At 33.4% G+C, this 14365-nt stretch carries 12 protein-coding genes; 8 read left to right on the top strand and 4 right to left on the bottom strand.

Annotation, left to right across the window (positions count from 1 at the left end):
- Positions 1-18: 18 nt before the first annotated feature.
- Complete coding sequence (locus ACJJVP_RS14545; RefSeq protein WP_405414613.1) at positions 19-1353, top strand: DEAD/DEAH box helicase; 1335 nt, start codon at positions 19-21, stop codon at positions 1351-1353.
- A gap of 100 nt (positions 1354-1453) precedes the next feature.
- Here ACJJVP_RS14545 and ACJJVP_RS14540 read toward each other — a convergent pair whose 3' ends face one another.
- Complete coding sequence (locus ACJJVP_RS14540; RefSeq protein WP_299799672.1) at positions 1454-2314, bottom strand: RNA polymerase sigma factor RpoD/SigA; 861 nt, start codon at positions 2312-2314, stop codon at positions 1454-1456.
- 238 nt (positions 2315-2552) lie between these two features.
- Between ACJJVP_RS14540 and ACJJVP_RS14535 the strand changes: the two genes are divergently transcribed.
- Positions 2553-3905: an aminopeptidase P N-terminal domain-containing protein gene (locus ACJJVP_RS14535; protein ID WP_405414611.1), complete on the top strand. Its 1353-nt coding sequence runs from the start codon at positions 2553-2555 to the stop codon at positions 3903-3905.
- A gap of 270 nt (positions 3906-4175) precedes the next feature.
- Here ACJJVP_RS14535 and ACJJVP_RS14530 read toward each other — a convergent pair whose 3' ends face one another.
- Positions 4176-4868 (bottom strand): nitroreductase family protein, encoded by a 693-nt coding sequence (locus ACJJVP_RS14530; RefSeq protein ID WP_405414610.1) that lies wholly within the window; start codon positions 4866-4868, stop codon positions 4176-4178.
- 279 nt (positions 4869-5147) lie between these two features.
- Between ACJJVP_RS14530 and ACJJVP_RS14525 the strand changes: the two genes are divergently transcribed.
- The 5 genes from ACJJVP_RS14525 (at position 5148) to ACJJVP_RS14505 (ending at position 10080) form a co-directional block, all read left to right on the top strand.
- On the top strand, positions 5148-6416 hold the full coding sequence (locus tag ACJJVP_RS14525) for an arylsulfotransferase family protein (protein WP_405414609.1): 1269 nt from the start codon (positions 5148-5150) through the stop codon (positions 6414-6416).
- A gap of 225 nt (positions 6417-6641) precedes the next feature.
- A complete protein-coding gene (locus ACJJVP_RS14520; RefSeq protein ID WP_405414607.1) occupies positions 6642-7412 on the top strand; it encodes a hypothetical protein in 771 nt (256 codons plus the stop codon).
- A 152-nt stretch (positions 7413-7564) separates the two neighbouring features.
- On the top strand, positions 7565-8869 hold the full coding sequence (locus ACJJVP_RS14515; RefSeq protein WP_405414606.1) for an NCS2 family permease: 1305 nt from the start codon (positions 7565-7567) through the stop codon (positions 8867-8869).
- Positions 8860-9654: a 5'-methylthioadenosine/adenosylhomocysteine nucleosidase gene (locus tag ACJJVP_RS14510; protein WP_405414605.1), complete on the top strand. Its 795-nt coding sequence runs from the start codon at positions 8860-8862 to the stop codon at positions 9652-9654. The genes ACJJVP_RS14515 and ACJJVP_RS14510 overlap by 10 nt, the downstream gene beginning before the upstream one ends.
- A gap of 126 nt (positions 9655-9780) precedes the next feature.
- Entirely contained in the window at positions 9781-10080 is a 300-nt protein-coding gene (locus tag ACJJVP_RS14505; RefSeq protein ID WP_405414604.1) for a hypothetical protein, read from the top strand.
- A 98-nt stretch (positions 10081-10178) separates the two neighbouring features.
- On the opposite strand, the gene ACJJVP_RS14500 is transcribed toward ACJJVP_RS14505, so the two are convergent.
- Positions 10179-11501: a hypothetical protein gene (locus tag ACJJVP_RS14500; RefSeq protein WP_405414603.1), complete on the bottom strand. Its 1323-nt coding sequence runs from the start codon at positions 11499-11501 to the stop codon at positions 10179-10181.
- Positions 11502-11728: 227 nt separating this feature from the next.
- Between ACJJVP_RS14500 and ACJJVP_RS14495 the strand changes: the two genes are divergently transcribed.
- Complete coding sequence (locus ACJJVP_RS14495) at positions 11729-13066, top strand: ATP-binding protein (RefSeq protein WP_405414602.1); 1338 nt, start codon at positions 11729-11731, stop codon at positions 13064-13066.
- Positions 13067-13169: 103 nt separating this feature from the next.
- Here ACJJVP_RS14495 and ACJJVP_RS14490 read toward each other — a convergent pair whose 3' ends face one another.
- Positions 13170-14027, bottom strand: a complete 858-nt coding sequence (locus ACJJVP_RS14490) for an outer membrane beta-barrel protein (protein WP_405414601.1) — start codon at positions 14025-14027, stop codon at positions 13170-13172.
- Positions 14028-14365: the final 338 nt, after the last annotated feature.

The following is a 14365-nucleotide window of genomic DNA, read 5'->3' as shown; positions in this document are numbered from 1 at the left end:
TTTGCCGAAAATTATTTTATGTCAAATCAGTTTTCGGATTTAGGAATCAATAAACAAATTCAACAGAGTTTAGAGGAATTACAAATTACAGTACCTACAGATATACAGAAAAAATGTATTCCTGTTGTCCTAAATAAAAAAGATGACCTTGTTGCATTAGCAAAAACAGGAACTGGTAAAACTGCTGCATTTGGCTTACCATTACTGCAATTAATCAATACAAAAAATACAGCAGTACAAGCTGTTATTTTAGCACCAACAAGAGAATTGGCACAACAAATACATGCCAACCTAATTTCATATGCCAAACATAGTCCTGCAGTATCAATTGCTTCAGTATGCGGTGGTATACCTATAAAACCTCAAATAGAAAGCTTAAAAGAAGATACTCATATCGTAGTAGCTACGCCTGGTCGTTTAGTTGATTTGGTAAAACGTGAGGCTATTGATATTAAAAAACTGAAGTATTTGGTTTTAGATGAAGCTGATGAAATGGTCACTGCCCTAAAAGAAGACCTAGATACTATTATTGCTGGTATACCTAAAGCTAGACGTACATTTCTCTTCACCGCTACCATGTCCGGAGCTATTAAACAATTGGTTCAAAATTACATGTCTAAACATGTAGTACATAAAGAGGTTGATATGGCAACCCTTGGACATAAAGGTATTGATCATAAATATGTGGTAGTTGAGCCTATTGAAAAATTAGATGTGCTTATGCACTTTTTAAATACAAAAGAAGGGCAACGTGGTATCATTTTCTGTAAAACAAAAGCGGCAGTAAACAAGTTGGCTAAAAAATTAGCTATAAATAAATTTTCATCAGGTGCTTTGCACGGTAGTTTATCTCAAGGAATTCGTGATCGTATAATGGGTCAGTTTAGAGAAGGGCATATCAATATTCTTGTAGCGACAGATTTAGCTTCTCGTGGCTTAGATGTTAAAGAATTGGGTTATGTAGTCAATTACCATTTACCGGACACCTATGATGCATATGTTCATAGAAGCGGACGTACAGCTAGAGCAGGAGCAAAGGGACTTTCATTAACCATTCTACAAAAAGAAGAAGTTGCAGAAGTATTTGATTTCGAAAAAGAATTAGGTATTTCTTTTTCAAAATACCAAAAAGCAGATGCACAGAGTATCGAAGAAAACAACACATTACTTTGGGCTAAAAAAATCTTTAAAACCAAGCCTAATCGCGAAGTATCTGAAGAATTCAAAACTAAGGTAAGAACCATTTTTCATCACTTGACTAAAGAAGAATTAGTGGAGAAAATATTAGCGAATTACCTAGCTCAAAATGCTAGTTTACATATTAAATCAGAGGAACCGAAAAAGAAAAAATAATTATAGCAATCACTATTAATAGTTATTGTTAACTACACCTTAAAGTATAAAAAAAGCCGACTTATTTAGTCGGCTTTTTTTATATGTAAATAGTTTTGGTCTACAAATATGCTTTCAACATTTCGTTTTGAGACTTGTTACGTAGTTTACGTACAGCCTTTTCTCTAAGTTGTCTTACACGCTCTCTTGTTAAGTCAAAAAGTTCTCCAATTTCACTTAAACTTTTTGGGTGGCTCTCACCAATACCATAATAGAGCTTAATAATTTCACTTTCTCTGCTTGGCAATGTATTTAACGCTTGATTAAGATCAGTTTTAAGTGAATCCATCATCATACCTGCATCTGGTCTGTTTGCATCTTTAGAACTTACTACATCATATAAATTAGATGATTCTCCTTCTTGAAAAGGGGCATCCATAGACAAGTGTCTCCCTGAATTTTTTAAAGCAAGTTTTACTTGCGTGCTGCTCATATCAAGTTCTCTCGCTATTTCCGTAGTACTCGGTGGTCTTTGTAAAGATTGCTCTAGTGTAGAGTATACTTTATTTATCTTACTGATTTCACCAATTTTATTCAGTGGAATACGTACCATCCGTGACTGTTCTGAAATCGATGATAGTATTGATTGTCTGATCCACCATACGGCATATGATATAAACTTGAAACCTCTGGTTTCGTCAAAACGTTTTGCAGCCTTCACCAAACCAATATTTCCTTCGTTAATTAAATCTGAAAGTCGTAATCCACTACCTTGATATTGTTTTGCTGTAGATACTACAAAACGTAGGTTAGCATTTACTAAGGTATTTAGGGCATTTTGATCTCCTTCGCGTATTCTTCTAGTTAGTTCCACTTCTTCATCTGCGGTAATCAAATCAATTTTTGATATTTCTTGAAAGTACTTTTCTAATGATTTAGTGTCTCTGTTTGTAATTTGCTTAGTGATCTTTAGTTGCCTCATATATTATTTTAGTTTTTATCGTTGTTATAATTTAAGCAATTTTTTAATAATATCCTAATGAAATCAAGTATTTAATATAATTGTTTTAATGGATTTCAAAAATTGATTAATTAAATCTAAAATTATATGATATTTTGATCATATTTTATCAAATCTTTAATACTTAGACAATAGTTACCCCTAGAGGTTGATCCTCTAGAAAAAAGCTCGAAATTCGGACTAACCATAACAAACCAACATGAAAACGACCTCTTCTATCATTATCTTATTTTTCTATACAAGCTTTATTTTTAGCCAAACTCCCGTGCAATCTTATTTTGAATGGACAGAATTACCTTTTGCAAAAGAAGAGTTAAGCGAACGACGAGATAACCTAATGAATATTTTAACGGAACACGATAGAACAGGAATAGTGATTGTACCTGCTAATGACGGATTTTCATTCGGAGAAACATTTAGACAGGCAGATGATTTTTATTACTTCACCGGATTAGAATTACCAAATGCCATTTTGGTTATGAATGTAGCCAACAAATCAATAACTATATACACCCCTGAACGAGATTTACGATTTGAAAATAGCTCTCGTACAAATGATTTTCCAGGTAGACCTTTATTGTATGATAAGCATATTACAGAAAAAACCGGAGTAACTCTTGCATCTATTGACGACTTTACCCTTCTGATGGATGCTGAAAGTAAAAAGGAAAACACCATTTTAATTAATAGTGGACGGCAAGGTGACATTACTTATGCATCTGATGCCTACATAGCTACCCATTCTCCTGTTCAAGTTCTGTTACAAGCCTTGAGCGGAAAACATCCCAAATTGAAACATGAAAATATGTACGATGCAGTTGCCAATGTACGTATGATTAAATCTGAAGCTGAAATTGAAATTATTCGAAAGGCTGCTAACATAACGGTAGAAGGTATTAAGCAATCTGCTAAAATGATTAAACCTGGGGTAGATGAGCGTTACCTAGAGGGTATTTTAGAAGGCGACTTTAAAATTAACGGTTCTCAACGACTAGCTTTTGGTTCCATAATTAAATCAGGACCAAATTCTCATTGGCCTTGGAGAATATTAGCAACCCACTATAACCGTAGAAATAGAGTTATGGAAAAAGGCGACTTAGTTATTTTTGATGTCGGTTGTGAATATGAGCAGTATGTTAGTGATATTGGTAGAACCTTTCCCGTATCTGGTAAATTTACCGATAGACAGAAAGAGATTCTTGTCATGGAAACTAAAATAGCAGATGAGATAATTAAGTTTCTTAAACCCGGAATCACATTTAAAGATGTACAGACACTAACTAATAGTATTATTCCTGATGATGCAAAAAAATATATGCAAGTAGGCTTGTTTTTTGGTCATCATTTAGGGCTCTCAACCGGAGATCCAAACTTATCCACTGCAGCTCTAAAACCAGGTATGGTTTTTACTGTAGAGCCTTGGTACTATAATCATGATGAAAACATTTCAGTATTTACTGAAGATATGATTCTTATTACTGAAGATGGTTGTGAAGTTTTAAGTAGTGATTTACCAAGAACCCCTGACGCTTTAGAAGATTTGATGAAGTAATAAGAGTCCCAATTTATATATTGGCTATTTCTAAATTAGGGTATATTCAAATTTCATTATGAATGAAGGTCAAATGCGTGTTAAAGCTAATTACAAACACAATTATGAGAGGCTGATTAAAATCTAAAATAGTTAAGACCCACAGAATTTATTTCAATTAAATCAGAATATAAAACCGTCTACCTGATTCAACAATCTACTTAATAGTGGGCATAAAAAACCGATCTAAAATAGTATTAGATAGGATTTAAAGTATCATTACTTAAAGTATTACTCATAGAACTCTGAAATAGCTTCCAATGGTTTTCTTTCAATATCTGGCACGTAAGTTGGTGTCTTTGGATACCCAATCGGTAACAACAAAAATGCACGTTCATTACTTGGACGATTCAATAGTTTTGCTAAAAAATTCATTGGGCTAGGAGTATGTGTCAATGTAACTAAACCTGCATTATGTATCGCAGTTATCAACATACCTGCCGCAATGCCTACAGATTCATTAACGTAGTAATTATTTACCTTGTTACCATCGCTATCTAAATCATGTACTTTTTTAAAAACGATAATAAGCCAAGGTGCATCTTCTAAAAAGGGCTTATACATATTTGTACCCATCGGCTCAAGATCTTTTAACCAACGGTCGCTCATTCTACTTTCATAACTTTCCTTTTCTTCCGCTTCGGCAGCCTCTCTGATCTTTGCCTTTAATGTAGTATTAGAAACAGCACAGAAGGTCCAAGGTTGTTTATGCGCACCTGACGGTGCCGTAGAAGCCGTTTTTATTAAAGTTTCAATTACTTCTTTTGGTATAGGTGTATTTGCATATTCTCTAACGGATCTTCTTTCATCTAAATGTTTATAAAAGGCCTCACTTTTGACAATGAGTTCTTCTTTAGACAATGCATTTTCTTTATAAAGTACATGCGTGTGTCCGTTTACTTCTATACTAGATTTAGATGTCATTGCTTTTAATGAGTTTTAATTGCTGATTTCACTTTCAAAGATATTGTTTTTTTTACTGTATTAATTAAGGCAAATTACTGATGTAATAGGCGTTTAAAAGATTTTAAGAAACAAATGGTAATTCATTTACCAAGTAAAACCATCCGTTTACTTAACAACACTCCTTTTACGCTGAATAGGAAAATAATGCATGAAAGGTAATTCTATATTTACTCAAAAGCTTATACAGCTATATTATAATGAGTACCCAAAAATAACTTAATCTTAAAATTCAAAAATATGAGAAAATCAGTTTTAAAAGTAGGTTTTACCTCTGTTTGCGTATCTATGCTATTATTTACTTCTTGTAGTGATGATAATGATGACTTGACCATTGTAGAAGATAACACCACTACTGATGAAACAGAAGAAGCTAGTAGTACCGTTGATTCTAACTCATATATACTAGCAGTTGCACCAGATGATGGTGTATTTTTAATTGACCACGATGGTAATACCTTGTACGATTGGGATTTTGATGGAGATCTACTGGGTAATGATGCCGAATTACTTAGCGATGGTAGTTTAGTAGCTACTATTAAAGTAGATAATCCGCAAATTACTTATGGTGGTTATGGTGGTAGTTTTAGAAAAATAAACGCAGATCAAACTATTGCTTGGAATGTTGATTATTCTAGCGATACCTATATATCGCACCATGATGTAAATTACCTTTCTAACGGAAATATCATATTTCCTATTTGGGAACAGGTTAGTCAGGATGATGCTGCCGAAATGGGATTTTCTGGAAATTTTGATATCTATCCGGATGCTATTATAGAAATGAACCCATTAACTCAAGAGGTAGTCTGGGAATGGCATGTTACCGATCATATTGTACAAGATTTTGATGAAAGTAAAGAGAACTTTGGGGTAGTCGGAGATGTTCCAAACCTGATTGATATCAATTACAATAATGACCAAACTGATGGTGATATTACCCATGTAAACGGTATAACATTAGACGAAGAAAATGATTTGCTTTATATGACCGTTAACTTTTACAGTGAGGTATGGGTAATTGATCATAGTACCTCAACGGAAGAGGCAGCTTCTAGTACTGGCGGCAACTATGGTTTAGGAGGTGATTTAGTTTATCGTTTTGGAAACCCGTTGGCGTATGATAATGTTGGCGAGGTCACCTTAAACAGAGTACATTATCCAAACTTATTCGATGACAACAAAATGTTGCTATTCGTAAACAACAAATATGATAATCAGTCTGCAGTAGCTGAATATCAATTGAGTCCCCCTTATGAATTAATAGCTGGTCAAGATAACGAGCCTGCGCTTATTTGGGAGTTTACAGATTCGGATTTATATAGTAACGGACTAGGCAGCGGCGTACGAATGAGTAATGGAAATACACTAATTGCGGAGGGTACAGGTGCTATTTGGGAAGTAAATAGTAGTGGCGATGTATTATGGAGATTTACAAATTATAGCAGACCGTGGCGAGCCTATGCTTTCACAACTGATGATGAAGCCATAACTGCCTTAGGTCTATAAAAATAGTTTTTTGGTTTAATTGATTGATTGGTTAAAAAGAGCTCCTTTAGTAATGTAGGGGCTCTTTTTTATTTTAGAAAAAATACAAGATAAATTCATTTTTAGCCTTCATCGGTCACTCGAGCCTGTTTACTAAATACTAACAGCTATTCACTTAATTTATAATAAAAGAATCTTTTTTAAGCTTAGGTTTGATATTAATACATAACAAGTAGCATTTATATTATGAAATTATATATTCAATTAGTATTGCTTTTAACATTGACGACAGAACAAGCACAACAAACAGAACAAACAGAACAAACAGAACAAACAGAACAAAATATCACCTATAGTAGTTTTATTTATGATGATAATGTTCACGTACAGTTAAGTACTGTAGATCAACCTACAATGCTCTCTATGTTACATCAAGGATTTTATGTCTATTTTGATACTAAAGGAAAGAAAAAGAAAAATGTTTCCATTCAATACCCAATTAATATAGCACCTTCTGAGCGTCCAAATAGAAATGACAGAGAAAATAGAAATAATATAGAATCGCAAGAAGAAGACAAAAAAGGTCCGGATATTTCTATTCTTGTTGCCGAGATGTCAAAAAAAGCAGAATATATAAACCAAGATACTGAACAAGAATTTCACTTAGATTTAAACAAACTTGGAGTTTCCATTATATATGATTACAACGAAGATAGTAAAGAGCTACAATACGAACTAATTATCCCTAAACGTGAAATAAGCGATGCTGACTTCTCGAAACTATCAATTGGTATCGTTACACCGAAAAGGGAAAAAGAATCTAATGACAAAGATTCGAACATCAGTTTTGGCGGTGGCGGTCAAGGTGGTGGAGGTGGAGGTAGAGGAGGTCAGGGCGGACCTGGTGGAGGTCAAGGCGGTGGTGGTCGTGGCGGATCTCAAAGTGGACCTCCAAATCAGGAAGATAGACCAGAAGAAATATCACTTGATATTTGGTTTAAGGCAGATATAGGATAACTGTATTGTCACTGATTTAAAATCAATAATTATATGTTCGATAATAATATTAATTCCTAATATTTATAGCTATAATTGATTATTCGAAAAATGTTCTTAGAATACACCAAGGATATAGGTAAAACGTTTTTTTTCTTACTATTTTAATTTTCATGGAAGACAGAAGTACGTTTATACGAACTGAAATACTGGCAGGTATCAGCTCATTTTTAGCAACATTTTACATCATCATTGTAAACCCATCAATTCTTTCTGCTTCTGGAATGCCCTTTTCTGCTGCGGTAACCTCAACGGTTCTCGTCTGTGCCTTTGGTAGTATTATGATGGGGGTTTATGCAAAGAACCCTTTTATTATTGCACCAGGCATGGGCTTAAATGCTTTCTTTACCTATACTGCCGTATTAGGCTTAGGTTTAAGTTATCAAACGGCCTTGGGTGCCGTGTTCTGGGCAGGTATTTTATTTCTAATCTTAAGTGTTCTTAAAGTAAGGGATAAAATCGTACTTGCCATACCACACTCCCTAAGGTATGCTATTGCCGCCGGTATCGGACTTTTTATTTCGTTTATAGGTTTTCAAAATGCTGGTTTTATTATTGATGATAAAGCTACCTTGGTTGGCCTAGGTTCGCTTAAAGATCCTATGTGTCTTACTTTTTTAGTCGGGCTACTCATTACTGCCATATTAATAGCTAAAAGGGTTACGGGAGCTATGATTATAGGTATACTATTAACTACTATTCTTGCCTGGCCCATTGGCAGATGGTGGGGAGATGCCTCTCTTGTAAATTATGGTATTTCAACTATAGTTAATTACTCAGGAATTTTCTCGATGCCAGACTTCAGCTTATTATTTAAAGCAGACTTATTAGGATCTATTAAATACGCATTTTTACCAGTAATCTTTGTATTTGCTTTTACTGATTTATTCGATAGTCTTTCTACATTCGTAGGTTTATCAGAAGCAGCTGGCTATAAAGACGAAGACGGAAACCCAAAAAACCTTAAAAAATCTTTAATGGTCGACGCGGTGACCACTATATTTTCAGGTTTGATAGGCACGAGTTCGGGTACGGCCTATATAGAATCTGCCGTAGGCATTCGCGAAGGTGGTAAAACGGGACTTACAGCAATTACTGCCGGTATTCTTTTCTTACCATTTCTATTCTTTTCTCCTTTGTTATCCATAGTTCCAAGTATTGCTAGTTCTATTGCATTGGTTTTAGTAGGTTCTTTTATGATGAAACCGTTAACTAAAATTGATTGGAATACAGCAGATGAAGCTATACCGGTTTTCTTTACCATGATTCTAATGCCCTTAACATACAGCATAACCACAGGAATCATTTTTGGTTTTCTAACATATACCTTACTCAAGCTCTTTGTTGGCAAGAAATCGGAAATAAATCCAGTGTTGTTAATTATAAATTTATTATCAATTCTTTACCTATGGCTATAAGACAGTATCTAATTTTTCTGATGCTATTTGCTTTATGCGGAGTAAAAGCCCAGCGTATTGCAATTATGGGTGCTATGGACGCAGAAATGAAACTTCTAAAGGGGCAATTAGAAAACAAAGAAGAAATAGAGAAAAACGGAATTATATTCTATACCGGTAAACTTAAAAATAAGGAAGTTGTTCTATTAAAGGCTGGTATTGGAAAGGTAAATGCGGCATACAGTACTGCAATACTTACTACACACTTTAAACTTAATGCGTTAATTTTTACTGGTGTTGCAGGCGGATTGCACCCAGATATACGACCAGGTGATATTGTTATTGCCGATAGTTTAGTTCAATATGATTTTGGGCAATTAAAAGATGATGAATTTATAACATGGCCAACACGAAATCTTATAGAAAATACTAAAAATCCATTATTTCTCTCTGTAGATAGCACATTGCTTTATAAAAGTAAATTGGTCTCTAACACTATTCAATTAAAAACATTTAAAGGTAGAGCGCCTAAATTCTTTGTAGGGACTATTGCTACTGGCGATACTTTTGTAAGCGACACCATGAAGGCTAAATCATTATACTCTAATTTTAATGCGCTTGCTACTGAAATGGAAGGTGCTGCTGTAGCTCAGGTTTGTACAATGTTAAATTTACCATATATCGTAATTCGCAGTTGTAGCGACAATGCAAATACCGACGCTCATACAGATTACCATAAATTTGTTGAAATCGCCGCTATTAATTCTGCCCAATTAGTTTTGGCTATACTTGAAAATGAACTTTAAAAAACGACTTAAGTTTTCATCTATAAATAAAGCAGGTTAATAGATTTATTAAGCTCATTTGTATATATTTTTTTTAATTACATCTTATTAGGAGTATTTTTGCGCTGAAAATTAAAACACATAACCATGAAAAAAGTAATCGCAGCATTTATTCTTGTAGCAGCTGTAACTAGTTGTAACAGTGTAAAAAATATGAATACCTCAAAGGTTTCTGATGCAGCTACATTATTAGGCTCTTTAAGTTCTAATTCAACTGTACAGCAAGTATCTAGTCTTTTTAGTCTTTTAGATACTAACAATGATGAGGCTATTAGCTCAACTGAAGCTATTGGTGAAGTATCTGAAAATTTTGACGTTTTAGATACTGACAACAGTTCTAATCTCAACCTTACTGAATTGCAAGGCATTCTATCTTTGTTGAAGTAATACACTAAATGATATTTAAAAACGTCGTATTCATTAGAATACGACGTTTTTTTGTTTCTATTCTATACAAAATAAGAACCTCATCGTATATCAAATACCTAAGGATTAAAAGAAGGCAGCTCTACTACATATGACTCTATCGATGTACCATCTTCGCTACCGCTCCAGTCAGAACCAAAAAGTACTCGTGTACCTGTTGGACTAATTACCGCATGTGGTTCACCCCAATAATCGAATTCATCTTCATCTGCTCTATGATGTCCTATTCTGTATACTTGAACATTACCTGGCTCAACACGAGCAATTACCAGTTCTTGATCTAACAATGCCTGACCATCTCCTTCAAAACCAATCATCGATGCAGCAATCCATCCCGGATTTTTATGGGCTACTGCAGAAATATGGGTTCCCGTTTTTGGATAGGCATATCCTAAATCTTCTGATATGACCGGTAAACAATCACCTGTATTTAAATCATAAGCAATAATGTTTCCTTGACAACCGCCATTTGGTCCTGCATTAAAACTGACAGAGAAATCGCTATCGGTACCGTCTACCATTTTTCCTAAACATGAATGTTCTGGTTTACTCTTATTAAGTCTTGCTTTAAAATTACCGTCTGCATCATACGACGATACATTATGATAAAACAAGTTTCCACTAGGTGCGGGCATAGCTGCTGTATAATTAACATCGTCTAAATTAAAGGTTATGAGCTCTTCTGTTGAAAATCTATAGGAGTACGTCATGGTATTATCACATCTAAATCCAATAACATCAGAATCCCAAGACATCATTTGTACATCATTACCCATACTAATGCTTCCGGTACAATTAGTAAGTTCTTTTATATTCACCAGTACTTCCTTATTTCCAGAAGACACTGAGTACCTAATGAACTCATCTGTTACGGAGTCCAAATAATATAAAATATCAGGGTCATTAAAATCCCAAAACAACTGCTCTATATCATCTGGTCTTACATCATCAAGATTTCGAATAAATTCATAACTCATTCCATCTAACAATTGATGTACTCCATTAGTTTGATTATATAAAATCATTCTACTTTCATCGGCGTTCCAAGCTTGTATCGTACTGTACATAGGTTTAATAACTCCACCATTACCAGCATTTGAAATTCTACGAATAATAGTTCCAAAAGACGGATCTACTATAGTCTCTAAATACCCGGGTTTTGCAACATCTTGCATTGGGTGTGATTCTAGATCATTTGCAACAAGTGCTGCAGCTACATCTACCGAAGTTGTATTATCGGTAGTTTCCGATTCTGCTTCTAAGGTCTCTTTTGTAGATTCAGTTTCGCTTTCACTACTTTCTTCTAAATGTATTGCAGCTTCTTCGTTATTACAGGCACTTAGCATACAGCCTAGGCAAAATAACCATAGGAAAGTTTTCATTCTTCGCATGACATTTTAATTTTGGGATTTAAAGATGTACGTTAAGAAATCACGCTTTAGTTGTTAAAACTATGATTTTCTGTAATTTGAGTTTTATTTTACCAACACAAAAGCCTTATAAAGTCAGAATAATATATGTAAGGGGTTTCTTATAAAATTATATTTTATATACTATATTAGTGAACCACGTTTAACAATATTTATATAGTTACAATTTAAAAATCACTATGAAAAAACAAAATCAAGATAACGTCAATAACCAATCAGAATATCTTGAAAGTCTTACTTACGGAGATTTAAATCAGTTAGAGAAAGATAAAATTATTGAAAGGCAATTAAGATTTCAAGAGCTATTAATAAGTATTTCTACTACCTATATAAATTCTGACCTTTCTGATATTGACAAATTAATTAGAACTTCATTACAACAAATCTGCGAATTTGTTGAATCTGATCGAAGCTATATATTTTCTTATGATTTTGTAAACAATACAACATCTAATACTTATGAATGGTGTTCTAATGGTATTGAACCAGAAATAGATAATTTGAAAAATGTACCTATCGACTTTATACCACAATGGGTTGAAGCTCATAAAGATGGTAGAGCATTTTTTGTTGAAGATGTTAGTCAGTTACCTGAAGATGGAGAATTGGGTTTACGTGCTGTTTTAGAACCACAAGGTATTAAAAGTCTAATAACCATACCTAAAATAAAAAACAATGAATTAATTGGATTTATAGGATTTGATTCTGTAAAAAGAATTAACAAATACAACGATCATGAAAAAGATATTCTATTTGTATTCGCAAACATGCTTGTTAATGTTATTCAAAGAAAAGAGAATGAAGAACGTATAAAAGAACAGGAAGCAAAAAAGGAAGAGTTACTACAGTTCTTATCTCGACAAAATGAAGAATTAAATGAATATGCTCATGTTGTATCGCACGATTTAAAGGCTCCATTAATTAATATAAGTACATTAACCGGCTGGTTTATGGATGATAATAAAGACATCTTAGATGAAAATGCATTTTCTCCTTTACAACAAGTCATGTTCAATGTTGAAAAGATGGATTTTTTGATTAAAGGTATTTTAGATTATTCTACAATAGATAAATTAGAAACAGAAGACAAACACATCGACCTCAACCATTTGGTTGACGAAGTTTTACAAACACTGCATGTACCCGATCACATAAAAATAACAATACAAGATAACTTGCCTACTTTATACGGAAATGCATGGAGGTTTAAGCAAGTATTTCAAAACCTTATACAAAATGCCATATTATATAATGACAAAACAATGGGTCTTGTAGAGATTGGTTATTCCGAAAAAAGTAAATACCACGAGTTTTTTATAAAAGATAATGGCATCGGAATTAAAACAGATTACTTTGATAGAATTTTTAAGGTCTTCACCAAATTAGAAAGTACTGGGTCATCATCAGGTATCGGGCTCTCTATTGTAAAGAAGATTATCTCCTATTATAATGGTTCTATTTGGTTAGAAAGTACAATAGGAGAGGGAAGTACATTTTATTTTACTTTTTTAAAATAGGTAGTTTTAGCAGAAAGCTCCATACATAAATGAAATTAAAAAAACCTATTAGAATAAGTACTTCAAATAGGTTTTATATTAATTGATAAGCAATTAAACTACCCTACTTTGTAGTTTTATTAAATTTGTAAGTAACGCCAATATTTAGTCCAAATGAAGAATATGGTACTTTCTGTGATAATTCTTGTGTTGTATCGGTATTCGTATTAGAAAGATTATCTACGTATGTGGTATTCTTATTAATATCATCAGGCAAATTATCAATAGTATAAAGACCGCTAACTGCAACCGTACCATCTGGTAATTTTACATCTGTATTAAACTCAGAAATCTCAGAATCTTTACGCTTTAAACTTATACCATAGTACTCTACTTCTGCAAAAATACTAAATTTGGAATCTAGGTCATATTTATACCCAAGTGCACCCACAAAACCTAAAGGGAAATGACCATGGAAATCTTCCTTATAATTTGTTTCTGAATAAGAACCGTTTGGCACACCAAAAGCTTCTGCTTCTGCTTCAGAAAAAACAGATTTTTGATAGACAACAGCTTCTGTTTTGCCTCCTAATTTTAATAAGGCTCCAAAACGACCATATATTTTATTGGTAAACTGATATACCACAGAGGCAGATGCTCCAAATGCGCGTGCTCTAGCAACTGCATTGACTTCTGTACTAGGTAAATCAACTACCGAAACATCTTGATCTGTGCCGTTTAAATAACCCACACTTAAATCTAGACCAAAAGAATCATCAAAAAAGTATGTTCCTCTAATTTGCACATTAGTACCTTCACCATAACTACCATAAGAATTTTCAGTTTCAGAGACATTAACTCTTTCACCTAGTTTCATCGTTGCACTACCTATGGCATATCCAGAACTCGCAGATACTTGCCACTGACCATAAGATACTGATCCAAGTAAAACTGCTGCACAAACTGCGATTACGTGTTTCATAATAAATGATTTATAAGTTATAAATTGATTCTTTTAACAAAAAACAAACAACATTAATTACTGATTAACAGTATATTAAATAAAAAACCAAAAGTGTTAATACGTTTTTAATTGCAACTTTTAGATTAGTATATCAAAGTTACTTTTTTAAGGAAAATTCCTATATCTATAGAAATTTTTTAACACTCAACCAATAATTTACACTTGATTTAACCCTATATTTTATTAATTAATCAATTTACAAGCATGAAAACGAATTTTCATTCAATTAATTGGGAAACAACCCCTCTCATATTTTCAATTAATAGCTATGCAATAATAGTTTCAAACAAAAAAAA

The sequence above is a fragment of the Maribacter sp. Asnod1-A12 genome (assembly GCF_045063735.1).
In the GTDB taxonomy this organism is placed as follows: Bacteria; Bacteroidota; Bacteroidia; order Flavobacteriales; family Flavobacteriaceae; genus Maribacter.
The sequence above is the reverse complement of the archived record's forward strand: the minus strand, read 5'-3'. Positions and strand labels throughout refer to the sequence as shown.